The following is a 22,643-nucleotide window of genomic DNA, read 5'->3' on the forward strand; positions in this document are numbered from 1 at the left end:
CCGGATCTCGCGCGGGCTCCGTCGCCGCCCGATCAGTTATTTAACTCAAGAGTAAATTAATTTACTCGATTGTCAAGAAACTGGTTCGCATTCTTCCGCGAGGGATCCCTCGGCTTCTCTCCCCGGCATCGCCGCTCGGGAGCACCGCGCCGCGCGTGCCCCGACGAGGGATCCCTCGCGACTGGCATACTGGCAGGCATGGCCAGACCGAGCACGCAGCAGCGACGACGCCGAGAGGTCATCGCGGCAGCGCTCGAAGCGGCGGCCGAGCACGGCCTCCGCGACCTCTCGCTCACCGACGTCGCGAACCAGGCGGGTGTCACCCGCGGCGCACTGCTCTACTACTACGACGACCTCGACGCGATCCTCGTCGAGGCGCACGCCGCCGGCATGCAGCGCGTCGGTTCCGAGCGCGCCGCACTCGTGGCGCAGCAGGAGGGGGCACGGGCGAAACTCGCGACCGCGGTAGCCGCAGGTCTGCCGAACGGGCCCGAGGACGCACTCATGCGCCTGCTCTACGAGTTCGATGTGCTGGCGGGCAAGTCGCCCCTGCACGACGAACTCGTGCAGCAGCTCTACGCCGAACAGCTCGCGCTGTTCCGCTCGATCCTCTCCGAGGGAGTCGAGTCCGGCGAGTTCGCGCTCACAGGGCCCCTCGACGATATCGCGATGAACTTCGTGGCGCTCGAGGACGCGTACGGGCTGCACATCGTCGCGGGAGGCAGCATCACCCTCGAGGACGCGCACCGCGCGATCGCGCTCTTCGCCGCGCAGGCCGGAGCGGACTACATGAGCCGGGCGGCCTAGTACCGCTCGCCCACCCGCACGACGTAGCCGGCGTCGCGCAGCGCCTGGGCGACGGCATCTCCGTGCTCGTGCCCGCGCGTCTCGATGTGCAGCTCGAGCTCGACCTCGCTGATCGGCAACTCGGTGGCGTGGCGCGTGTGGATCACCTCGACCACGTTCGCGTTCTGCGAGGCGACGATCGACGCCGTGCGCACGAGCTGACCCGGAATGTCGGGCAGCAGGATGCGGAGCTTCATGTAGCGAGCCGACGCAGCGAGACCGTGCCCGATCACGCGCTGCAGCAGCAGCGGATCGATGTTGCCGCCTGACAGCACGCTCGCGGTCACGCCCTTCGCCTTCGCCTTGCCGGAGAGGATCGCGGCGACGCCCGCCGCACCGGCAGGCTCGACCACGAGCTTCGCGCGCTCGAGCAGCATGACGATCGCGCGGGCGATGTCGTCGTCGCTCACCGTGACGACCTCGTCGACGTACTCGCGCACCATCTCGAAGGTCAGATCACCGGGTCGTGCGACGGCGATGCCGTCGGCGATCGTCGGCCGCGTCTCGATCGTCACGGGCCGACCCACGTCGAGCGAAGGCTTGAACGGCGCGGCGTTCTCCGACTGCACGCCGATCACGCGCATCGTGCGGCCCTCGCGCGCGGCCCACTGCTTCGCGGCCGCCGCGACGCCCGAGATGAGCCCTCCCCCGCCGATCGGCACGATGATCGTCTCGATGTCGGGGCGCGCCTCGAGCATCTCCAGCGCGACGGTGCCCTGCCCCTCGATGATCGCGGGGTGGTCGAAGGGCGGCACGAACAGTGCGCCCGTCTCGGCGACGAAGGCCTGCGCGGCACGATTGGTCTCGTCGAAGGTCGCCCCCTCGAGCACGACGTCCGCGCCGTATCCGCGGGTGGCCTGCAGCTTCGGGAGGGCGACGCCGAGGGGCATGAAGATGGTGGCCTTGACGCCGAGCTCGCGCGCGGCGAAGGCGACTCCCTGCGCGTGGTTGCCGGCTGAGGCGGCGACCACGCCCCGCTTGCGCTCCTCGTCGCTCAGCTGCAGCAGGCGGTTGTAGGCGCCCCGCAGCTTGTAGGCGCCCGTTCGCTGCAGGTTCTCGCACTTCAGGTAGACGCTCGGCACGCCGAGCACCTCGGCCAGATAGCGGGATGACTCGAGAGGCGTGCGCTGCGTGATGCGGTGCACGACGTCGAGCGCGCGTTCGAAGTCTTCGAGCCGGGGGGCTGCCTCGATCATGAGCTTCCTTCCTTGCGCCGCAGACGCGCGAGGGCGCGGGCGCGGTGCTTGGCCTTCTGGTGTGTCTTCTCACGCCGGTGGTAGTCGGCGACCGGATCCGTTCCGCCATCCCATCGCCTGCCGACGAGCGTGTTGACGATGGAGTTCGCGGCCGCCGCGACCGGCACCGCGAACAGAGCGCCGGGAACGCCCGCGAGCAGCGCTCCGGTCGACACCGCGAGCACGACGCCGAGCGGGTGCACGCGCACGGCGCTGCCCATGACGAGGGGCTGAAGCACGTGCCCCTCGATCTGGTTCACGAGGATCACGACGCCGAGCATCACAGCGGCGTTGACCGGTCCGTTGTAGACGAGCGCGATGAACACGGCGAGGGCACCCGTCGAGATCGCGCCGAGGAACGGGATGAACGATCCGAGGAAGACGAGCACGGCGATCGGGATCGGCAGCGGCACGCCGAGCAGCGCGGCGCCGAGACCGATGCCGACGGCGTCGACGAAGGCCACGAAGATCTGCACCCGCACGTACTGCCCGACCGAAACCCAGCCCGCGCGCCCCGCGGCATCGACCGGGGCGTGCGCCCGTGCGGGAAGGAAGCCCAGCACCCAGTACCAGATGCGCTTCCCGTCGATCAGCATGAAGATCAGCGAGAAGAGGGTCAGCAGCGCGCCCGCGACGAACTGTCCGGCGCTCGTGGCGACGCCAAGCGCGCCGTTCCAGATCGCGGACTGGTGCTCCTCGACCGTCTTCATGAGCTGGGCGACGAAGCCGTCGATCTGATCGGCCGAGAGCCCGAGCTTGTTGCTCTCGACCCAGTTCAGCAGATCCCACCAGACCGCTTCGGAACGCTTGGCGACGTCGTCGAATCCGTTGCGCAGCTGCGTCACGATCAGCGTGACGAGCACCCAGACGAAGGCGACGAACATCAGCAGCGATGTGAGTATGCCGACCCAGCGGGGTGCACCCTGGCGCTCGAACCAGTGCACGACCGGGGCGAGCAGGGCGGTCAGCAGGATCGCGACGAGCAGCGGGATCACGATGATGCGCACCTGGACGATGAGCCAGAGCACCCCCGCGCAGGCGAGCCCGATGAGGATCAGGCGCCAGGACCACGCCGCCGCGATGCGCACCCCGAGCGGCAGCTCCTGCTCGGCGTTCGCATTCGCGGCCGCCTCCTCGCCTCTACGCTCTTCCACGGCACAATCCTAGCGAGGGGCAGGTGTGCACCTGCCATATATCCCGTGAGGGACCGCGAGGGATCACGCACGAGAGTCCGCGAGGCGTCGAGCGTGCGCGGCGGCGAGGGATCCCTCGCGAACCGTCCCGCCTACCAGAAGTGCAGCGCGGGCACGATGAGGAAGATGCCGACCAGCACCGCGAGCACCGAGAACGCGAAGCAGATGTTCGCGGCGACGGTCGCCCAGCGGGGGCGTCCCACGCCCTCGACGTCGTCGTCCTCGTCGTCGCGCGACGGTCCTTTCGGTTCGAAGGTGCCGTCCTCCCTGCGCACCGGAGGGGCCGGGGTCGCGAGGAAGCGGATGCCGAGCGAGTAGAGCGCGACCACGAACACCGCGGAGCCGAGTGCCGCGGCGAAGACGATCAGGAAGGCCGTCCAGTCGATGTTCATCGTTCGTCACCCTTCGCAGATCCGCCGGCTTCCTCGGCCTCGCGCGCAGCTCTCTCCGCGGCCTCCTCCGCCTCGCGGGCGGCCTTCTCGGCTTCGCGGGCGGCCTTCTCCGCTTCCCGCGCGGCCTGGTCGGCGCGTACTGCCGACTGGGCGACCGGGGTGAGCGGAGGGATGGATCCCGTCTGCGTCTTGACCGGCTTGACCTTGCCCTTGCGGATGCGCACCGCGTAGCCCGACTCGGCGACATCGGAGGGTGCCGGCGCCGGCAGCGCGTTCGAGTGATCGACCTTGTTGCGGCTCGAGCGCCAGAAGATGAAGAGGATGAAGCCGAGACCGAGCACGGCGTCGGCGATCACACCGATCACGCCGAGGTGCGCGATGCCCGCCGCGAGCGCTCCGACCGCTCCGGCCGCGGGCAGGGTGAAGAGCCAGCCCGAGGCGATGCGTCCGACGGTGCGCCAGCGCACGCTCGAACCGCGGCGGCCGAGCCCGGAGCCGATGACCGAGCCGGAGGCGACCTGGGTCGTCGAGAGCGCGAAGCCGAGGTGGCTCGAGGCGAGGATGGTGGCCGCCGTCGAGGTCTCGGCGGCGAAGCCCTGAGCGGGCTTCACCTGAGTGAGGCCCGCGCCGAGCGTGCGGATGATGCGCCAGCCGCCGGAGTAGGTGCCGATCGCGATCGCGAGGGCGCACGCGACGACGACCCAGAGGTGCGGGCCGGTGCCGGGATCCTGCATGTTCGCGGCGACGAGGGTGAGCGTGATGACGCCCATGGTCTTCTGCGCGTCGTTGGTGCCGTGGGCGAGCGCGATGAGCGAGGAGGAGGCGATCTGCGCGTAGCGGAAGCGGCCGCGGCCGTCCTTCTTGCCGTCGTGGCGTCGCGTGATCGCGTAGGCGACCTTCGTCGCGGTGAAGGCGACGATGCCCGCGGTGAGCGGGGCGGCGACCATGGGGATCAGGATCTTCGACATGAACACGCCGCCGTTGATCGCCGCGACTCCCGCACCCACGATCGCAGCGCCGATGAGGCCGCCGAAGAGGGCGTGCGACGAGCTCGACGGCAGCCCGTAGAGCCAGGTCACGAGATTCCAGACGATCGCTCCGATGAGGCCGGCGAAGATCATCTCGGGGGTGATCAGCACGCCCCCGTCGCCCTCGTTGATGAGACCTCCCGAGATCGTCTTCGCGACCTCCGTCGAGAGGAAGGCGCCGACCAGGTTGAGGATCGCTGCGAGCAGCACCGCGGTCTTCGGCTTCAGCGCACCGGTGGCGATGGGCGTCGCCATCGCGTTGGCGGTGTCGTGGAAACCGTTCGTGAAGTCGAAGAAGAGCGCCAGCACGATGACCAGCAGCACGATGAGGGTGAGTTCCACCGGCGTCTTTCGTTCGGGGTCGGGCTCGGGAGGAGGCCAGCTCACCTGCCCTCACTGCTTCACCGTTCGTTCAGCATCGACGGAGGACCTGCGCGCGCCGTTATCATGGTTCCACCTCACCGGGACTCGGTCAAGCTGAGGCAGGCGAGTTCACCAGCCGTTTACCCCGCGACGGAGGCCCGGGCGCAGTGGCGCGGGGCACCGGGAATAGCCCGGCTGGCGGCGGGGTTTCAGCCGGAGTACCGAACGCAGCACGAGGAGCACCATGGACACCGCGCAGATCGCAGATTTCACCCCCGAAGCCGGCACCGTCACGATGTTCTCGACGGAGTGGTGCGGCTACTGCAAGCGGCTGAAGCTGATGCTCGACAAGACCGGCATCGGCTACACCATCGTCGACATCGAGCGAACCCCGGGCACCGAGGACCTCGTGAAGTCGATCAACGGCGGCAACGCGGTGGTGCCGACCGTGATCTACCCCGATGGCACGACCGCGACGAATCCGTCGCTGAACGACGTCAAGCTCGCTCTCGCGTAGGCCGCGAGACGCACCGGGCGCTGCGCTCCCGGTCGGGAGATGGGCGAGGGATCCGGCTCAGCCGAAGTTGAGGCGCGCCTGCTCGTAGCGGTCGGCGGGAACCGTCTTGAGCCGACTCACGGCCTCCTCGAGCGAGACGAACTCGATGGAGTCGCCGCGAAGAGCCATCATCGTGCCCCACAGTCCCTCCTTGACAGCGTCGGCGGCCGCGAGACCCGTGCGGGTGGCGAGCACCCGGTCGAAGGCGGTGGGCGAGCCGCCGCGCTGCACGTGCCCGAGCACCGTGGCGCGGGTCTCGATCCCAGTCCGGCTCTCGATGAGCGGCGCGAGCACCTCCGCGATGCCCCCCAGCCGCGGGCGCCCGAAGCCGTCGAGGCCCTCGCGCGTCACCTCGTCGTCGAAGCCGGTGGGTTTGAAACCCTCGGCGACCACCACGAGGGAGGAGCGACCGCGGTTGCGCACGCTCAGCACCCACTCGCAGATCTGCTCGATCGACTCGGGGTGCTCGGGGATCAGGGTGACCTGAGCGCCGCCGGCCATGCCGGCGTGCAGGGCGATCCAGCCGGCATTGCGCCCCATCACCTCGAGCACCATGCACCGACGGTGCGACTCGCCCGTGGTGCGCAGCCGGTCGACGGCCTCGCAGGCGATCGACACCGCGGTATCGAAGCCGAAGGTGTAGTCGGTGCCTCCGAGGTCGTTGTCGATGGTCTTGGGCAGGCCGATCGCCCTGATGCCGGCGTCGTTCAGCATCTTCGCGACGGTCTGCGTGCCGTTGCCGCCGATGAGCAGGAAGCCGTCGAGGCCGTACTCGGCCATGCGCTCCCTGATCACCCGCATGTCGGACTCGTCGCCGTCGCCGTGCACGAACGGGCGCGCGCGGCTCGTGCCGAGCATGACGCCGCCGAGAGGCGAGAGACCCCGCACCGTCGAACGGTCGAGCGGGATCCACTCCCCCTCGTGGAAGCCGCGCCAGCCGTCCATGAACCCGACCATGTCGAATCCGTGCACGTCGACCCCGCGGAGCACCGCCCCTCGGATCGCCGCGTTCATCCCCGGGCTGTCGCCTCCCGAGCAGAGGACACCGATGCGCATGACTCTCCCGCTGTTCCGACTCGCGAGGCGAAGCGCCTCGCCTGACACGACCATGCTAGCGATGGCAGGATCATGACGAACAGTTCCGTTCCTGCCAAAATGGGCACCGAATCGGCCAGGCACTCGGGCGTGCCGCGGCCATCGTCGGTACCAGGCCGTGAGACCTTCCGATCACGTCCCGCCGAGCCCTACAGCGCCGAGCGCAGCACCTCCATGAGGGCGCGCAGCTGCACGGAGTCCTCGTCCTCGGCGGGCGCCGCGGCGCCGTCGAGCGCACGGGCGGCGAGGCCGGCCTTGCCGTCGATGAGCTCCGCGATCTTCGCGTCGATCGTCTGCGCGGCGATGATGCGCCATGCGGTCACCGGCTCCTCCTGGCCGATGCGGTGCACACGGTCGATCGCCTGAGTCTGCTCGGCGTCGGTCCACGACAGCTCGGCGAGCACCACGTTCGACGCGGCCTGCAGATTGACGCCGACGCCCGCTGCGGTGAGCGAGCACACCGCGACCGAGACCGAGTCGTCCTTGTTGAAGGCGTCGATCTGCTCCTGGCGGAACGCGGCGGTCTGGTCTCCGCGGATCGAGACCGTGCGCAGCCCCGCCTCCGCGAGCTGCGCCTCGGCGCGGTCCATGACGTCGACGTGCTTGGCGAAGAAGACGACCTTGCCGACCGAGCGGGCGAGCTGCGCCGTGTAGTCGACCGCGAGGCCGGCCTTGGCCTGGCCGATCTGGCGCACCATGGTGAACACGTTCATGCCGTCCGCCGAGGCGTTCGACTCCTCGAGTTCCTGCGCGCAGACCATGCGGATGATCGCCTCATCGCCCAGCTTCTCCCCCAGCTTGCCGTTCTTGACCGCGAGGAAGCGATCGAGCAGCTTGCGCGCGAGCTTCGCCTCGGCGTCGCGAATGCCCCGACCCAGCTCGTCGTCGAGTTCGACGGGCAGATCGACCACGCGCTTCGCCGGCAGGTCGGCTGCGACGTCGATCTTGCGGCGGCGCACGATGCCCATGTCGATGACGCTCTGCCGCGCCTCGGGATAGAACGAGGGATCGGCCGGCGTCCAGCCGTTGTTCTCGAGCTTCGCCATGAGCTCGGGCCCCGGCTTGTCGGCGCCGGCCCAGCCCAGGAAACGCCAGATGGCGCGGAAATCGTCGATGTCGTTAATGAGCGGCGTGCCCGTTAGCGCGATCAACAGCGGCGATACGCCGGGCGTGCGCTCGCGGATGCTCTCTGCGATCGCGAGCACGTTGCGGGAGCGCTGCGACTGCACGTTCTTGATCATGTGGGCCTCGTCGACGACCATGCCTTTGAATCCGAACCGCGAGATCCAGCTCAGGTGGCGATCGAGGATGTCGTAGTTCACCACGAATACGTCGGCGAAGGCGTCGATGTCGTCGCCGTCTCCGTGGATCACGGTGACGCGCCGCTGCGGCGTCCACCGCTCGACCTCGCGCGCCCAGTTCATCTTCACGACGTTGGGCACGACCACGAGCAGCGGGTAGGACTCGGCCACGGATGCGGCGAGCACCGACTGCGCCGTCTTGCCAAGACCGGGCTCGTCGGCGAGCAGGAAGCTGCGGTGCCCCTCGGCCACGCTCGCGAGGAAGCGGGCCTGGTGCGGCATGAGCTCGCGCCCGGGAGGGGCGAGACGGTCGGGCACCGGGGGCTCCGGCAGCTCCATGCACGCCGAACCGCCGCCGCCCTGCTCGAAGGCCTTGAGCAGCGGGGAGAGCAGCTCCCAGTTGGCGAGGCGCACGACCGGGGTGGGCTGCTTCGGCGGCGTGAGGTCGGGGGTGAGGAACGGGTTCGCGAGCATCCGCACCTCGACGCCCGCCGGCTCGACCTGCCGCTCGGCGAGCTCGGGCGGCACGAACGCCTGCGCCGGCTCGGGGGCGGCCTTCTCCTCCTCGGGCAGCTCGATGCCCGCCTGGGCGAGCATCTTGCGCTTGAGCAGACGGGTGGCCTCGGTGATCGGGGCGGCGGGCTCGAGCAGCGTGATGAGGCTCGTGTCGCGGGCCGCGGTCTTCGCGAGGATCGCGGCGACGCCGTCGAGGCGCTTGAGGGTCTCGGTGCGCTCGGCCTCGCTCACGCTCTCGTCGGTCTTCACCCGGGCCCGCTCCTCGCGCATGAGCAGCGCGATCACGTGGAACTTGGTGCGATTCGCCGGGGTCGCCTTGCCCCGCTGCGCCGAGGCCTCGACCTCCCGCACCGCCCGGGCGAGCAGCGGGATGATGCCCTCGTTGTGGCTGTGCTTGCGGCGAGCGCCCGTGCGCCCCTTCGCGCTCGACTGGCGCGTGGCAGTGGTGGTTGCCAATGCATCTCCTGATCAGAGTGATTCGCCCCGGAAGTCTCACCGAGACGAGAACGGCCTGCGATCCCTGGCCTGACAGCGTGCGTAGCACGGGGCCGATGAAGAATGCGCAGGGCACGACCTGGCGACTACTCTACCATTCGTATCCGTGAACGGGTGAGTGACCGCCGCGAGCGAACACCGCCTACGATCGCGTGAGCGCCCTGGTGCGTTCGACGTCGGTGCGCATCTGCGCCACGAGCGCGTCGAGCGAGTCGAAGCGCTCCATCCCGCGCAGCCGTTCGGCGAAGCGCACCTCGATGCGCTCGCCGTACAGGTCGCCCGAGAAGTCGAGCAGATACGCCTCGACCCGCGGCTCTCCGTCGGGCTCGAAGGTGAGGTTGACGCCCACGGAGATCGCCGCGGGATGCGCGACGCCGCCGATGACGGCCCGGCCCGCGTAGACGCCGTCGGCCGGCACCAGCCCTTCGATGCGCCCGCCGAGGTTCGCGGTCGGGAAGCCGAGCTCGCGCCCGCGCGCATCGCCGTGCACGACCTCGCCGCGCACCGAGGGCTCGCGTCCCAGCATGCGCGTCGCGGCGACGACGTCACCCGCGAGGATCACCTCGCGGATGCGGGAGGAGGAGACCTGCTGCGGCCCCTCATCGGTCACCCAGCCCACGACATCGACCGAGAAGCCGAGCCGTTCTCCCATCCGCCGCAGCAGGTCGGGGTCGCCCGCCCCGCCCCGCCCGAAGCGGAAGTCGCCGCCCAGCACCACGAGCTTCGCGTTCAGCCGACCGACGAGCACCCGCTCCACGAACTCCTCCGCGGGGATCGCCGCGAGGTCGGCGTCGAACTCGACCATCGCGCAGCAGTCGATCCCGGCGGTCTCGAAGGCCTCGATGCGCTGCTCCCGGCTCGTCAGCGGGCGCGGACAGCGCTCGGGCCGCAGCAGGCTCAGGGGGTTGTTGGCGAAGGTGAACACGACCGAGCGAAGGGGAGCAGCCCCCCGCACGCGTTCGAGGATGGCGCGGTGCCCCAGGTGGATGCCGTCGAACTTGCCGATCGCCACCGCGGATCCCTCCGGGAAATCCGCGGGGTCGATCGCCTCGAGCGTTTCGATGATCCGCATCAGTAGAGACTCTCGTTCGGGTTCGGGGCGGTTTGGAGCGATTCCTCCTCGCGGCCGAGGCCGCGCAGCCACAGCATGCCGAGCACCGGCAGCACCAGAGGGATCCAGAGATAGCCCGCGCCGTACATCGACCAGACGGTGTCGTCGTGGCCGAACGCATCCGTGTGCGTCACGCTGAGGGTGCCGACGGTCAGCACGCCGAGCAGTTCGAAGCCGAGCGCGGCCCACGCGACCGTCCGCCACCGCTTGACGAGCGCGACGGCGGCCACGATGTAGACGAGGCCGGCGGCCGCGGAGAGCGCGTAGGCGACGGGCGCCTCGTCGAACCGGGTGATGATCTGGTAGACCGAGCGGCACGTCGCGGCGATCGCGAGCACGATGTAGACCGCGACGAGCACGTTGCCGAGTCCCCCGTGTCGTTCGGGCGCCCCGGGCTCGTCGGGGTGGCGGAACTGGGCGTCTGACACGCGCTCCAGTGTACCGCGGGCACGGGGAGCATCCGCTGCGTCCGCAGCGGCGCCCCGGTGCTCGAGGCGCCGGTGCTCGGCCGGGATGCCTCTCCGCGAGGGATCCCGGCCCCACCGTCGCGGCGCCCTACACGGCCTCGGACTGGTCCTCGACGACGCTGCCGTCGGCACGCTTCAGCGGCGAGGTGCCGCCGTCGGGCTCGATGCGCCCCTCGGTCGAGCAGGCGTAGCCCTCCTCGTTCGGCTCCTTCGGGTCGATGAACATCGGCACCACGACCCACTTGCCGTCCTCGTTGTCGAGCGCGCGGCACATGAGCTCGGTCTTGTTCCGGTTGATGACGAGACGGAGCTCCGTCGCATCCTCCATGAAGGTGACGTCGGTGTCCGAGTCGCCCGCGCCGAAGATCTGCCGCACGTCGGCCGGCGCCTGCTCGAACGCAGCGGCCCCCGTGATGCCGAAGATCTCCTGGTTCGCCCAGCAGCGCTTGCCGTCGATGTAGGTCATGACGGCGTCCTCGCCGTCGGCGATGTCGCCGCAGCCCTCTAGGTGCGCGGTGATCCGGCCCTCGCCGTCGAGCAGGTTGCGCACGCCGATCGAGTGCTCGGCGTCGATGCCGACCTCGTCGCTCCATGCGAGCACCACGGGCTGCGACGACGCCGAGACGATCCAGGGCTCGATGCCGTTCTCGTGCATGGCGCCGATGAGGTCGTCGATCTGCTCGTAGACGTGCACGTAGCCGTCGACCTCGGTGGTGCCGACGGTCCAGCTCGCCCCCTCGTCGGCGGCGAGCAGCTCTTCCTTCGCCTGCGCCGCGAGGTCCTGCGCCTCCTCGGGCGTGTACCCGGCGAGCAGGGCCGCGCTCCACGCGTAGGCCGCGTTGATGCGGCGCGCATCGTAGCCGTCGAAGGCCTCCTCGCCGCCCGTCGTCTCACCATCGAGCACCGCGACGATCTCGTCGGCGCAGGCGGTGTCGGTCGACGTGGGCAGCGGCTCGCCCGCGGGCGTCTCGGTGCCGCACGCCTCGCCGAGGGCCGTCACTGCGGCCGGGGTGAGGTATCGGCTGGTCGTGCCCCAGTCCTGCCCCTCGGGCTGCAGGATCTTGTCGTTGTTGAGCATCCAGTAGTTGGTGCCGTAGCCGATGTCGTTCTTCACGACCGTGTTGTCCCAGTCGAAGATGGCGACGGGCGCGTCGTTGCCCGCGTCATCGCCGGCGCACGCGCCCTGCGAGGTGAGCAGCTCATCGAGGGCGGTGCGGGCCTCGTCGGGCCACTCGACCTGCTCGTCGAGGGTGCGACAGCCGGTGGCTTCGGCGGGTTCGTCCTCGCCGCTCGGGGAGGGGGCCGAGCAGGCGGTGAGCCCGGAGGCGAAGACCGCCGCTGCGGCCAGGCCGATCAGGGGGCGTGCGATGTGCGGCATGTGTATCCTTACTGCCGAGGCGGTCGTCGATTCGCCCCGGCCTCGTCATTGAGGGACAGCAACCTTAATGGTCGGTTTTTAGACCATTAAGTTCACCACAGTCTTCCGGAACGCGCGCCCCGGGTCAAGAGGTCAGCCCCAGATGACGAGCATGCGGTACGTCATCACCGCGACCGAGAGGTTCACCACCGCGAGCACGTAGTTCGCCCAGCGGGAGCGGTCGACGAGCGCCCAGAACACCGCGGCGAGCGGCATGATGAACGCCACGATCAGGTACATCCAGAACTCGAGGGGGTCGCCCCGCGCGTCGTTGCCCGCCAGCGGCGCGAAGATCGAGATCACGATCTGCACGAGCAGCAGCACCGCCCCCAGCAGCGTGACGCCGAGCGTGTAGTCGTTCGGCCCCTGCTTGCGGAGAGCGACGACGAGGCAGACGACGCCCGCGACGATGCCCACCGCGATGGTCGCGACCCCGAACCACAGGATCACCGCGCGGCTCCCCCGGTCTGCGCCGCGCTCCCCGCGGACGCGGCGGGCACCGGGAAGTTCGTAACGACCCGCGTGCGCCCCCGCTTCACCTCGACGAGGCCGACCAGACGCCCGTCGGGAGCCACGGCCGCCGCGAGCCTCGCATCGGCGTGCCGATCGGCGTCGACCTCCACGCGCTTGCCGTTGCCGAGGTCGACCGCCTGCTCGGCGGTGAGCGGCAGCTCGGGGAACAGCGACCGCGCGACGTCGGCCGGCTCGAGCAGCGCGCCGACGCGCCCCTCGACCAGCTGCTCCGTGGTCGTGGCGGCTGCAAGATCGAAGGGACCCACCTCGGTGCGCCGCAGCGCGACCAGGTGCCCGCCCACGCCGAGCGCCTCGCCCAGATCCCTCGCGAGCGCGCGGATGTAGGTACCCGACGAGCACCGCACGACCGCGTCGATGTCGACCACGTCGACCGGCGTCTCACCGCCCGAGAGTCCCACGGCCGCGACCAGCCTGGGCTCCTCGATCTCGAACGACTCGATGCGCACCGGCCGCTTCTTCAGCTCCACCTGCTCGCCGGCTCGCACCCGATCGTAGGCCCGGCGGCCGTCGACCTTGATCGCGCTCACGGCGCTCGGTGCCTGCTCGATATCGCCCGTGAGCGCCTCCACCGCTCGCGCGATGCGCCCCGGATCGGCCGCGAGCGCCTCGACGTCGGCCGGAGCCGCGATGTCGAGGATCGACCCCTCGCGGTCGTCGGAGACGGTCGAGACGCCGAGCCGGATCGTCGTCGTGTAGGTCTTCTCGAGGCCCACGAGGTGGGTGAGCAGCCGCGTCGCCGGCCCGGCCCCGAGCACGAGCAGGCCGGTCGCCATCGGGTCGAGCGTGCCGGCGTGGCCGACCTTGCGAGTGCCGAGCGCCCGGCGCGCCTTCGCGACGACATCGTGGCTCGTCCACCCCTCGGCCTTGTCGACCAGCAGAACCGCGCCCTGCTCGGGCAGTCTCGAGAGCTCGTTCGTCACTCCCCCAGCCTAGCGAGCGCGGGCCGTGCCGCGAACGCCGGCCGTGCCGTCTGCGCACGCGACGGGCCCGGCGCTTCCCTACACTGGACCGATGGATGCGCGGCAGATCTCGGAGGCGATGAACGCCTGGTACGCGCGTGCGGCGAGGGATCTGCCCTGGCGCTCCCCCGACATCGACCCCTGGGGCGTGCTCGTCTCGGAGTTCATGTTGCAGCAGACCCAGGTCGACCGCGTGCTGCCCCGCTGGCTCGAGTGGATGGAGCGGTGGCCGCGCCCCTCGGCGCTCGCGGCGGAGGAGGCGGGCGAGGCCGTGCGCGCCTGGGGTCGGCTCGGCTACCCCCGACGCGCGCTCTGGCTGCATCGGGCGGCGGTCGAGATCGCCGAACGGCACGGCGACCGCGTACCCTCCGACATCGACGGGCTGCTCGCACTCACGGGCATCGGGCCGTACACGGCGCGCGCCGTCGCGGCCTTCGCCTTCGGCGACCGCCACCCCGTGGTGGACACCAACACCCGGCGGGTCATCGCGCGGCTCGTGCACGGGCGAGCGGCGGCGGGCATGCCATCGCCTCGCGATCTCGCCGACATGGAGGCGCTGCTGCCCGAGGATACCCGAGAGGCCGCCGTGTTCAACGCCGCCGCGATGGAGTTGGGTGCGACGGTGTGCACGGCCCGCGCTCCCCGCTGCGCGGAGTGCCCCGTGGCGCAGTGGTGCGAGTGGCGCGGAGCCGGCTACCCCGACAACGCCCCGCAGAAGCGGCCGAGGCAGGCGAGGTTCGAGGGCAGCGACCGGCAGGTGCGGGGGCGCATCATGGCGCTGCTGCGAGGGGCGAGGGATCCCATCGCCGTCGACGAGGTGATCGCCGCCGCGGGCGAGGGCGGCGTGCGCGACGCGGCGCAGCCGAGGCGCGCCTACGACTCGCTCATCGCCGACGGTCTCGTGGTCGAGTTCGAGGGCGCCGCGCGCTTGCCGTAGAGCCCCGCTGGTTGAGCGACGAGCCTGCGAGGAGTCGAAACCCAGACACAATCCTCGATTTCGACTCCGACGCGGTGGCGTCGGCGCGGATAGTGAGAAATCGCTGTCGCGATTTCTTCTTTACGATCCGCGCACTCGCTCAATCAGCGGAGGAGCGACGGAGCCTCGCTCAGTCGTCCTCTTCGTCGTCCTCGCGCGGCTTCACGTAGGGGTCGGCGTCGCCCGCGTATCGCGCGTTCGCCGCGAGCGCGGCCGCCTCCTCGTCGCGGCGCTTCGCCTCGGCGAGCAGATCGGAGAGGTGCTGCGCGCTCTCCGGAAGCTCGTCGTGGATGAACTCGAGCGCCGGCGTGAGGCGCGTACCGAGCTGCTTGCCGACCTCGCTGCGCAGCATGCCGGTCGCCGCCTTCAGCGCCGCGGCCGAGTCGGCCTGCTCCTGCTCGTCGCCGTAGACCGTGTAGAACACGCTGGCCTGCTGCAGATCGCCCGTGACCCGCACGTCGGTGATCGTGACGAAGCCGAGGCGCGGATCCCTCAGGCCCTTCTCGAGTCGCCTCGCGATGATCTGCTGGATCCGCTCCGCGACCTTGCCCGCACGTGGATTGCTCATGCTTCAAGCCTAGCGCCGGTATCGGGCGCCGCGCCCCGTCACCGAGGACGTCCGAGTCGCGATCGAGTGAGAATGAGAATAGCCTGGTATATCGACGCGGCCCGGAAGCCGCCACGAAAGGACACGACAGATGAGCTATCAGCCGCAGAACCCGAACCAGCCGGGGCAGCCTTACCAGGCCGCACCCGCCTACGCCACCGGCGTGCCCGGCCCGGGAGAGCCCTACGATGGGGCGAGCAGCCCCGACGATCTCACCCGCCCGCTCTACGGCGCCGGCTTCGGCCAGGCCGTCAAGCGCTTCTTCAAGAACTACGCCAACTTCAAGGGACGCGCCTCGCGCAGCGAGTACTGGTTCGCCCAGCTCTTCGTCTTCCTGCTGCAGGTGATCCCCGGCATCCTCTACTTCATCGGCGTCGGCAGCGTCGCGGCGACCGCGGCGACGAGCATGTCGGTCGACGAGTACGGACAGGTCACCGCCGCTCCCGGGGCCGAGGCGGCCGCGGGCGGTGGCGTCGCGATGATGGCCATCGGCGGCATCCTGATGCTCATCATCGGTCTCGCCGTGCTGGTGCCGTCGCTGGCCATCGCGTGGCGTCGCCTGCACGACGCCAACTTCGCGGGCCCCTTCTGGTTCCTGTCGCTCACCTCCATCGGCAGCATCGTCGTGCTCGTCTTCACGATCATGCCTCCGAAGCCCGAGGGTCGCCGCTTCGACGCGCGCTGATCCGAGCCCGACGGCCAGGCGTCCCCGACGCCGAGAGGACGTCGGCCTACGATGGAACGGTGAGGGATCGCGATCCCTCACCGTTCCGCTATATAAGAAGGAAGTCAGAATCGTGACGCTCCCGCCGAACCCAGAACACCCCGAGCAGCCGAACGGCGGCTCCCAGCAGCAGGGCGACGGCCAGCAGTCGACGCCGGCGCAGTCGGAGGCGCCGGCCGCGCCGGGCAGGCCCGAATCGACGCAGCCGCAGCAGCCCGGCTATGCTCCGCAGCAGCCGCCGCAGTACGGTGCCCCGCAGCCGCCTCAGTCACCGCAGTACGGCGCTCCGCAGCAGCCGTACGGTGCGCCGCAGCCTCCGCAGTACGGAGCACCGCAGGCCGCGCCCCAGGCGCCCCAGTACGGCGGAGCGCCCCAGGCGCCCTCGTACGGAGCGCCCCAGTACCAGCAGCGATACGGGGCCCCGCAGTTCGCCTCCGCATACGGGGTCGAGCCTGGACCTGGCGGCCCCTACGACGGCGCCGTGAACCCGGACGACATGACCCGCCCGCTCTACGGCGCCAGCTTCGGCCAGGCGATCAGGCGGTTCTTCAAGGGATACGCGAAGTTCAGCGGGCGCGCCTCGCGCAGCGAGTACTGGTGGGTCGCACTCTTCTCATTCCTCGTGAGCCTCATCCCCTCGATCCTGCTCGTGATCGGCTTCGTCGCGGTGATGTCCTCCTCCGCCTACTCGTACTCCTACGATTACGACTACAGTCCCGGCGCCTCGGCGGGCGCCATCGCCCTGCTCGTAATCGGCGGCGGCCTCTACGTCCTGGTCTGGCTCGGCATGCTGCTGCCGACCTTCGCGATCGGCTGGCGCCGCCTCCACGACGCGAACTTCGCCGGCCCGCTGTACCTGCTGGTGCTCGGGTCCATGATCCCGTTCCTCAACTACATCGGCTGGATCGGCAGCATCGTCGTGCTCATCTTCACGCTCATGCCGTCGAAGGCCGAGGGGCGCCGCTTCGACTACAGCTGATCCCATGACGGCTGCGCCGATTCGGCGCGACCCGTGATGCGAGGGCGAGGGAGGGATCCCTCGCCCTCGGTCGTTCGTGGAGGAGAATGAGACCGTGACGCTCCCATCCGAACCCAGCCCGTCCGGAGCCGACGACCGGAGCGCCCGGGCCTCCGCGGCGCGCTTCGAGCACCGCCTGCGCGATCTCGCGCTGCTGCGCCGCGTGCGCGACCGCATCGACCGGGAGTACGCGAGCCCCCTCGACGTCGAGTCGCTCGCCGGAGGCGTCGGACTGTCGGCGGGACACCTGAGCCGCGAGTTCCGCGCCGCCTACGGCGAATCGCCCTACAGCTACCTCATGACCAGGCGCATCGAGCGCGCCATGACACTGCTGCGCCGCGGCGACCTCAGCGTCACGGAGGTCTGCTTCGCGGTGGGATACGGATCCCTCGGCACCTTCACCACCCGCTTCACCGAACTCGTCGGCATGCCTCCCGGGCGATACCGACGCGAGGGATCGCCACCCCTCACCGGGCTGCCCGGCATCATCACGATGCGGGTCACGAAACCGGTCAGGAATCGAGAAGTGCCGCAACGGTCGCACGAGTAGCGTTGCAGCCATGAAGATCAACATCCACGTAACGTTCCTGCCCCACACCGATCCCGAGGCCTCGCTCGCGTTCTACCGCGACGTGCTCGGATTCGAGGTCCGCAACGATGTCGGCTACGGCGACATGCGCTGGATCACGGTCGGCCCCGCGAACCAGCCCGACACTTCCATCGTGCTCACCCCGCCCGCCGTCGACCCCGGTCTCACCGAGGACGAGAAGCGGGTGATCCACGAGCTGGTCGCGAAGGGATCCTACGCCTCCATCGTCTTCGCCACCGACGAGCTCCAGGAGCTCTTCGAGCGGGTCGAGGCCTCGACCGCGGAAGTGCTGCAGGAACCCATGGACCAGGACTGGGGAACCCGCGACTTCGCCTTCCGCGACCCCGCGGGCAACACGGTGCGCGTGCAGCAGCTCGCCTGAGCGGCGGCGTCCAAGCAGGAGATCCTCACACGGGCAGGACGTATCTCGCGTTTCCATCCGCCTGAATGAGGATCTCCTACTTGTATCGTGCGGCGGGCACGCAAAAGGGCGGTCAGGATCAGCGCACGCCGATCCTGACCGCCCTTCGCAAGCCGCTCAGGCGCGCGGCTTCTCGACCATCTCAGTGGTCTCGATCTCGTCGCCGACCTGGATGTCGTTGAACTTGCCGAGGCCGATACCGCACTCGAAGTCGGTCTTGACCTCGGTCACGTCGTCCTTGAAGCGGCGCAGCGACTCGATGGCCAGGCCATCGGCGAGCACGACGCCCTCGCGGATCACGCGCGCCTTCGCGTTGCGCGTGATGGTGCCGCTGCGAACGATGACACCGGCGATGTTGCCGAACTTCGAGGAGCGGAACACCTCGCGGATCTCGGCCACACCCGACTGGACCTCCTCGTACTCGGGCTTGAGCATGCCCTTGAGCGAGTTCTCGATGTCGTCGAGCGCGTTGTAGATGACGTTGTAGAAGCGGATGTCGATGCCCTCGCGCGCGGCGCGCTCGCGGGCCTTGACATCGGGGCGCACGTTGAAGCCGATGACGATCGCGTTGTCGATCGTGGCGAGATCCACGTCCGACTCGGTGATCGCGCCGACGCCGCGGTGCAGGATGCGCAGCTGCACCGAGTCGTCGACCTCGATCTTCATGAGCGATTCCTCGAGCGCCTCGACGGCACCCGACACGTCGCCCTTGATGATGAGGTTGAGCGACTCGACCTTGCCGTCCTCCAGCGCCTTCGTGAACTCCTCGAGGCTGATGCGCTTGCGGGCCTTCGCGAGCATCGCGTTGCGCTCGGCGGCCTCGCGCTTCTCCGCGATCTGGCGGGCCGTGCGGTCCTCGGAGGTGACGATGAAGTTGTCACCCGCGCGCGGCACGCTCGAGAGACCCTGCACCTGCACCGGACGCGAGGGCAGCGCCTCGAGCACGGCCTCGCCGTTCTCGTCGTGCATCGCGCGCACGCGGCCGTAGGCCGTGCCCGCGACGATGGCGTCTCCGACCCGGAGCGTGCCCGACTGGATGAGCACGGTCGCGACCGCGCCGCGGCCCTTGTCGAGCTTCGCCTCGATGGCGACGCCGCGGGCGTCCTTGTCGGGGTTCGCCCGCAGGTCGAGACCCGCGTCGGCCGTGAGGAGCACCGCGTCGAGCAGCTCGGTGATACCGATGTTGTTCTTCGCCGAGACGTCGACGAACATCGTGTCGCCGCCCCAATCCTCGGAGACGAGACCGAACTCGGTGAGCTGCTGGCGCACCTTGTCGGGGCTCGCGCCCTCCTTGTCGATCTTGTTGACCGCGACCACGACCGGCACACCGGCCGACTGAGCGTGGTTCAGCGCCTCGATCGTCTGGGGCATGATTCCGTCGTCGGCCGCGACCACGAGGATCGCGATATCGGTGACCTGCGCACCACGGGCGCGCATGGCGGTGAACGCCTCGTGACCCGGGGTATCGATGAAGGTCAGCGCGCGATCGACGCCCTCGTGCTGCGTGTGCACCTGGTAGGCGCCGATGTGCTGCGTGATGCCGCCGGCCTCGCCGCCGCCCACGTCGGCCTTGCGGATGGCGTCGAGCAGACGGGTCTTGCCGTGATCGACGTGACCCATGACGGTGACCACCGGGGGCCGGGGCTGGAGGACGTCGTCCCCCTCCTCCTCGAGCTCCGCATCGATGTCGATGTCGAAGCCCTCGAGCAGCTCGCGGTCCTCGTCCTCGGGAGAGACGATCTGGATCTTGTAGCCCAGCTCGTCGCCGAGGATCTCGAACGTCGCCTCGTCGAGCGACTCCGTCGCCGTCGCCATCTCGCCGAGGTGGAAGAGGATCGTGACGAGGTTCGACGCGCTCGTGTTGATCTTGTCGGCGAAATCGCTCAGCGATGCGCCGCGACGCAGACGGATGGGCGTGCTGCCGTCGCCGCGGGGTACCTGGACACCGCCGATCGACGGCGCCTGCCGCATCTCGAATTCCTGCCGCTTCGCCCGCTTCGACTTGCGCGCCTTGCTCTTGGAGCCGCCGCGGCCGAACGCACCGGCCGTGCCGGCACCGCGACCGCCGCGACCGCGACCGGCGAAGCCGCCGCCCGGACGGGGACCGCCGAAACCGCCGCCTGCACCGGGGCCACCGCCGGGACGGTTGAAGCCGCCACCACCGCCACCCGGACGACCGCCGCCGCCCGGACGGCCGGGACCGCCGGGGCGACCCGCGCCTGCGCCCTGCGGGCGCGGAGCGGGGCGGGGGATGTTGCCCGGGTTGGGACGGCCTGCGCCGCCGCGGTTCATGCCCTGGTTGGGCGAGAAGGGGTTGTTGCCCGGACGCGGCGGGCGCGGGATGCCCATGCCCTGGCTCGAGGCGAACGGGTTGTTGCCCGGACGCGGGCCCGAGGGCTTCGGAGCACCGGGCTTCGGGCCGGGCTTGGAAGACGCCGGCTTGGCCCCTGCAGGCTTCGCAGCGGGCTTCGACGGAGCCGGAGCCGCGGGCTTAGACGAGGGCTCATCGGCCCTCGGCTGAGCGGGCTCGGGCTTCGCAGCCGGCTTGGGCGCGGGCTTCGGGCCCGGCTTCGGGCCGCCCGGCTTCTTCTGCGCGGGCTTCGCAGCCGACTGCTCGCCGGCGGGCGCATCGCCCTTCGGCTTCGCGACGCCGTCGGCTTCGAGCGCCGCCTTGACCTTGCGCGCCACCGGGGGCGCGATCGCGGAAGAGGGCGCCTTGACGAACTCTCCCATTTCCTTCAGCTTGGCCAGCACGACCTTGCTGTCGACACCGATCTCCGTAGCGATCTCGTGTACGCGTGGGTTTGCCACTTTTCTCCTGTCTGGGTTCACGCCAGACAGGCGAGAACCATTGTTATCGGACGGGCCTCATCGTGAGCCGCTCATTAGTTGTCCATGAGTGTTTTCAGCCTGTTCTCTAAAGGGCCGGTGTCGGGCTTCCCCGACACCCGCAGGGCACGCGAAAAAGATCCGCGCGACACTGCTTGTTCAAGACACCGAGCCGTCGGGTGCACCCAGGCACCCCTCCCCGGAAGCACCGCACGATCATCGACGATCAGACGACCGTCGTGCAGCACCACCCGGAGCAACTCCGCTCGTGTCGCACGCTTGCGGCATGCGACACAGGTCCGAACCGAAACCATTCTACCAGCTTCCCTCTTCCCGGTCTTCCCCCGGCCGTATCGCTCGCGGCGAGCACCCAGGTGAAACGTCCGCCGCCCGGCGAGCGAACCCGCCGATTCGACTCGCTCCCACTTGTCCGTGGGGCGAGCGGCGCGAGCCGAAACGCCGGAGCGGGCTGGATCACCGTGTCTGCTGTGCGGCCTGCCGGCCGCGAACCGGAGCGCGGAAATGCCTGCGGCAGTGGCCGCAGCAGCCCGGTCGTGAAACGCTGTCGCGTTTCACTCTCAGCCCGAGGCGCATTTCCCCTAAGCGCTCCGGCGCAAAAATCAAGACATCCAGCCCACACCCTTGCAAATCAGTCATTCATGATCGAGTCAGGCTGAATCCCTGTGCTTGCTGCGCTCGCTTTCGCTCGCGAACCGGAGCGCGGAATCGCTGGCGCGATTCCCTCGAGCGCTCCGGCGCAAAAATCAAGACATCCAGCCCACACCCTTGCAAATCAGTCATTCATGATCGAGTCAGGCTGAATCCCTGTGCTTGCTGCGCTCGCTTTCGCTCGCGAACCGGAGCGCGGAATCGCTGGCGCGATTCCCTCGAGCGCTCCGGCGCGAAGATCGAAATATCCAACCTCGAGCCCGAAGAACGTCAATCGTTCATGATCGAGTCCGGTTGGATATCGATCTTCGCGCCCGTCAGTTTGGCGGCGAGGCGGGCGTTCTGGCCCTCCTTGCCGATCGCCAGCGAGAGCTGGAAATCGGGAACGAGCGCTCGCACCTGCTTCAGCGACTCGTTGAGCATGAACACGTCGGTCACCTTCGCGGGAGAGAGCGCGTTCGCGACGAACCGCGGAAGCTCCGAGGAGTAGTCGATGATGTCGATCTTCTCCTCGCCGAGCTCGCTCATGACTGCGCGCACGCGACTGCCCATCTCTCCGATGCAGGTGCCCTTCGCGTTGATGCCCGACTGCTTGGCGCGCACCGCGACCTTCGTGCGGTGGCCGGCCTCACGGGCGAGCGACACGATCTCGACGAGCCCCTCGCTGAGTTCGGGCACCTCCCGCTCGAACAGCTTGCGCACGAGGCCGGGGTGAGTGCGCGAGACGACGACCTGCGGACCCTTGGTACCCTTCGAGACACTCGTCACATAGACGCGCAGGCGCATCCCATGGGGGTACTCCTCACCCGGCACCTGTTCCTCGGGAGGCAGGATCGCCTCGAGCTCGCCGAGGTCGACGTGCACCATGCGCGGGTTGGGGTTCTGCTGCACGACGCCCGAGACGATCTGCCCCTCCTTGTCCTTGAAGGTGCCCAGAACGGCGTCGTCAGAGAGATCGCGGAGGCGCTGGTTGATGACCTGCTTCGCAGCACCGGAGGCGACGCGGCCGAACTCGTCGGTGGTGACATAGGCCTCGCCCACCACGCGGCCCTCGTCATCGAGCTCCGGCACGAGCACGGAGATCTCGCCGGTCTTGCGGTCGAGAGTGACGCGCACCTGATCCTCCGGCGGCACCGAGAGCTTCTGGTTCTCGGCGTGGCGGATGTATGCGGACTGGATCGCCTGCTCGATGATTTCGGCGAGCTCCTCGAAAGGGATCTCCCTCTCGCGTTCGAGCCCACGCAGCATGGCAAGATCGATCTTCACGGCGCCTCCTTGAGTATTGAAATGTCTATTCAGCTA

General features: G+C 69.4%; 22 protein-coding genes. 7 read left to right on the top strand and 15 right to left on the bottom strand.

Annotated elements, in window-relative coordinates:
- Positions 1-69 precede the first annotated feature (69 nt).
- Positions 70-807: a TetR/AcrR family transcriptional regulator gene (locus tag J4H91_RS09130; RefSeq protein WP_243752835.1), complete on the top strand. Its 738-nt coding sequence runs from the start codon at positions 70-72 to the stop codon at positions 805-807.
- Here the strand turns inward: J4H91_RS09130 and ilvA are convergent.
- The 4 genes from ilvA to J4H91_RS09150 form a co-directional block, all read right to left on the bottom strand.
- Positions 804-2,042: a threonine ammonia-lyase gene (ilvA, locus tag J4H91_RS09135; RefSeq protein ID WP_208045956.1), complete on the bottom strand. Its 1,239-nt coding sequence runs from the start codon at positions 2,040-2,042 to the stop codon at positions 804-806. The genes J4H91_RS09130 and ilvA overlap by 4 nt on opposite strands.
- Positions 2,039-3,235 carry an AI-2E family transporter gene (locus J4H91_RS09140; protein ID WP_208045957.1) on the bottom strand — a complete coding sequence of 399 codons (1,197 nt, stop codon included), beginning with the start codon at positions 3,233-3,235 and terminating at the stop codon, positions 2,039-2,041. The genes ilvA and J4H91_RS09140 overlap by 4 nt, the downstream gene beginning before the upstream one ends.
- Positions 3,236-3,366: 131 nt before the next feature.
- A complete protein-coding gene (locus J4H91_RS09145) occupies positions 3,367-3,666 on the bottom strand; it encodes a hypothetical protein (RefSeq protein ID WP_208045958.1) in 300 nt (99 codons plus the stop codon).
- A complete protein-coding gene (locus tag J4H91_RS09150; protein ID WP_208046004.1) occupies positions 3,663-5,036 on the bottom strand; it encodes an inorganic phosphate transporter in 1,374 nt (457 codons plus the stop codon). The genes J4H91_RS09145 and J4H91_RS09150 overlap by 4 nt, the downstream gene beginning before the upstream one ends.
- Positions 5,037-5,301: 265 nt before the next feature.
- Between J4H91_RS09150 and J4H91_RS09155 the strand changes: the two genes are divergently transcribed.
- Positions 5,302-5,574, top strand: a complete 273-nt coding sequence (locus J4H91_RS09155) for a mycoredoxin (protein WP_208045959.1) — start codon at positions 5,302-5,304, stop codon at positions 5,572-5,574.
- A gap of 57 nt (positions 5,575-5,631) precedes the next feature.
- Here J4H91_RS09155 and J4H91_RS09160 read toward each other — a convergent pair whose 3' ends face one another.
- The 7 genes from J4H91_RS09160 to truB form a co-directional block, all read right to left on the bottom strand.
- Positions 5,632-6,669 (bottom strand): 6-phosphofructokinase, encoded by a 1,038-nt coding sequence (locus J4H91_RS09160; RefSeq protein ID WP_208045960.1) that lies wholly within the window; start codon positions 6,667-6,669, stop codon positions 5,632-5,634.
- A gap of 188 nt (positions 6,670-6,857) precedes the next feature.
- Positions 6,858-8,981, bottom strand: coding sequence for a DEAD/DEAH box helicase (locus J4H91_RS09165; RefSeq protein ID WP_208045961.1), 2,124 nt, complete (start codon positions 8,979-8,981; stop codon positions 6,858-6,860).
- A 181-nt stretch (positions 8,982-9,162) separates the two neighbouring features.
- A complete protein-coding gene (locus tag J4H91_RS09170) occupies positions 9,163-10,092 on the bottom strand; it encodes a bifunctional riboflavin kinase/FAD synthetase (RefSeq protein ID WP_208045962.1) in 930 nt (309 codons plus the stop codon).
- Positions 10,092-10,559 (bottom strand): hypothetical protein, encoded by a 468-nt coding sequence (locus J4H91_RS09175; protein ID WP_208045963.1) that lies wholly within the window; start codon positions 10,557-10,559, stop codon positions 10,092-10,094. Before J4H91_RS09175 ends, J4H91_RS09170 begins: the two co-directional genes overlap by 1 nt.
- 127 nt (positions 10,560-10,686) lie before the next feature.
- Entirely contained in the window at positions 10,687-11,976 is a 1,290-nt protein-coding gene (locus J4H91_RS09180; protein WP_208045964.1) for an HAD family hydrolase, read from the bottom strand.
- A 132-nt stretch (positions 11,977-12,108) separates the two neighbouring features.
- Positions 12,109-12,465: a hypothetical protein gene (locus J4H91_RS09185; RefSeq protein ID WP_208045965.1), complete on the bottom strand. Its 357-nt coding sequence runs from the start codon at positions 12,463-12,465 to the stop codon at positions 12,109-12,111.
- Entirely contained in the window at positions 12,462-13,469 is a 1,008-nt protein-coding gene (truB, locus tag J4H91_RS09190) for a tRNA pseudouridine(55) synthase TruB (protein WP_208045966.1), read from the bottom strand. The genes J4H91_RS09185 and truB overlap by 4 nt, the downstream gene beginning before the upstream one ends.
- Before the next feature lie 91 nt (positions 13,470-13,560).
- On the opposite strand from truB, the gene J4H91_RS09195 reads away from it, so the two are divergent.
- Entirely contained in the window at positions 13,561-14,445 is an 885-nt protein-coding gene (locus J4H91_RS09195; RefSeq protein WP_208045967.1) for an A/G-specific adenine glycosylase, read from the top strand.
- A 169-nt stretch (positions 14,446-14,614) separates the two neighbouring features.
- Here J4H91_RS09195 and rbfA read toward each other — a convergent pair whose 3' ends face one another.
- Complete coding sequence (rbfA, locus tag J4H91_RS09200) at positions 14,615-15,052, bottom strand: 30S ribosome-binding factor RbfA (RefSeq protein WP_208045968.1); 438 nt, start codon at positions 15,050-15,052, stop codon at positions 14,615-14,617.
- Between the two features lie 130 nt (positions 15,053-15,182).
- On the opposite strand from rbfA, the gene J4H91_RS09205 reads away from it, so the two are divergent.
- From J4H91_RS09205 to J4H91_RS09220, 4 genes are all read left to right on the top strand, one after another.
- The gene (locus J4H91_RS09205; protein WP_208045969.1) at positions 15,183-15,776 is read left to right on the top strand and encodes a DUF805 domain-containing protein; all 594 of its coding nucleotides are present in this window, start codon (positions 15,183-15,185) and stop codon (positions 15,774-15,776) included.
- A 112-nt stretch (positions 15,777-15,888) separates the two neighbouring features.
- A complete protein-coding gene (locus J4H91_RS15890) occupies positions 15,889-16,794 on the top strand; it encodes a DUF805 domain-containing protein (RefSeq protein ID WP_341783499.1) in 906 nt (301 codons plus the stop codon).
- A 175-nt stretch (positions 16,795-16,969) separates the two neighbouring features.
- Entirely contained in the window at positions 16,970-17,383 is a 414-nt protein-coding gene (locus tag J4H91_RS09215; protein ID WP_208046006.1) for a helix-turn-helix transcriptional regulator, read from the top strand.
- A 10-nt stretch (positions 17,384-17,393) separates the two neighbouring features.
- Positions 17,394-17,804, top strand: coding sequence for a VOC family protein (locus tag J4H91_RS09220; protein ID WP_208045970.1), 411 nt, complete (start codon positions 17,394-17,396; stop codon positions 17,802-17,804).
- A gap of 156 nt (positions 17,805-17,960) precedes the next feature.
- Here J4H91_RS09220 and infB read toward each other — a convergent pair whose 3' ends face one another.
- The 3 genes from infB to nusA all read right to left on the bottom strand — a co-directional run bounded on the left by infB (position 17,961) and on the right by nusA (position 22,607).
- Positions 17,961-20,654, bottom strand: a complete 2,694-nt coding sequence (infB, locus tag J4H91_RS09225) for a translation initiation factor IF-2 (RefSeq protein WP_208045971.1) — start codon at positions 20,652-20,654, stop codon at positions 17,961-17,963.
- 74 nt (positions 20,655-20,728) lie between these two features.
- Positions 20,729-20,986, bottom strand: a complete 258-nt coding sequence (locus J4H91_RS09230) for a YlxR family protein (protein WP_208045972.1) — start codon at positions 20,984-20,986, stop codon at positions 20,729-20,731.
- A 625-nt stretch (positions 20,987-21,611) separates the two neighbouring features.
- Positions 21,612-22,607 (bottom strand): transcription termination factor NusA, encoded by a 996-nt coding sequence (gene nusA, locus J4H91_RS09235; RefSeq protein ID WP_208045973.1) that lies wholly within the window; start codon positions 22,605-22,607, stop codon positions 21,612-21,614.
- Positions 22,608-22,643 lie beyond the last annotated feature (36 nt).

Origin of the sequence: Leucobacter ruminantium (genome assembly GCF_017565705.1) — a bacterium.
GTDB classification, from domain to species: Bacteria; Actinomycetota; Actinomycetes; order Actinomycetales; family Microbacteriaceae; genus Leucobacter; species Leucobacter ruminantium.

Bases quoted from the DNA above. Each gene is read 5' to 3' on its own strand.
- J4H91_RS09170 (WP_208045962.1), bottom strand. From the start codon at position 10,092: ATGCGGATCATCGAAACGCTCGAGGCGATCGACCCCGCGGATTTCCCG.
- J4H91_RS09195 (WP_208045967.1), top strand. From the start codon at position 13,561: ATGGATGCGCGGCAGATCTCGGAGGCGATGAACGCCTGGTACGCGCGT.
- J4H91_RS09220 (WP_208045970.1), top strand. From the start codon at position 17,394: ATGAAGATCAACATCCACGTAACGTTCCTGCCCCACACCGATCCCGAG.
- J4H91_RS09180 (WP_208045964.1), bottom strand. From the start codon at position 11,976: ATGCCGCACATCGCACGCCCCCTGATCGGCCTGGCCGCAGCGGCGGTC.
- ilvA (WP_208045956.1), bottom strand. From the start codon at position 2,042: ATGATCGAGGCAGCCCCCCGGCTCGAAGACTTCGAACGCGCGCTCGAC.
- J4H91_RS09145 (WP_208045958.1), bottom strand. From the start codon at position 3,666: ATGAACATCGACTGGACGGCCTTCCTGATCGTCTTCGCCGCGGCACTC.
- J4H91_RS09205 (WP_208045969.1), top strand. From the start codon at position 15,183: ATGAGCTATCAGCCGCAGAACCCGAACCAGCCGGGGCAGCCTTACCAG.
- J4H91_RS09230 (WP_208045972.1), bottom strand. From the start codon at position 20,986: ATGGTTTCGGTTCGGACCTGTGTCGCATGCCGCAAGCGTGCGACACGA.
- J4H91_RS09160 (WP_208045960.1), bottom strand. From the start codon at position 6,669: ATGCGCATCGGTGTCCTCTGCTCGGGAGGCGACAGCCCGGGGATGAAC.
- rbfA (WP_208045968.1), bottom strand. From the start codon at position 15,052: ATGAGCAATCCACGTGCGGGCAAGGTCGCGGAGCGGATCCAGCAGATC.
- J4H91_RS09155 (WP_208045959.1), top strand. From the start codon at position 5,302: ATGGACACCGCGCAGATCGCAGATTTCACCCCCGAAGCCGGCACCGTC.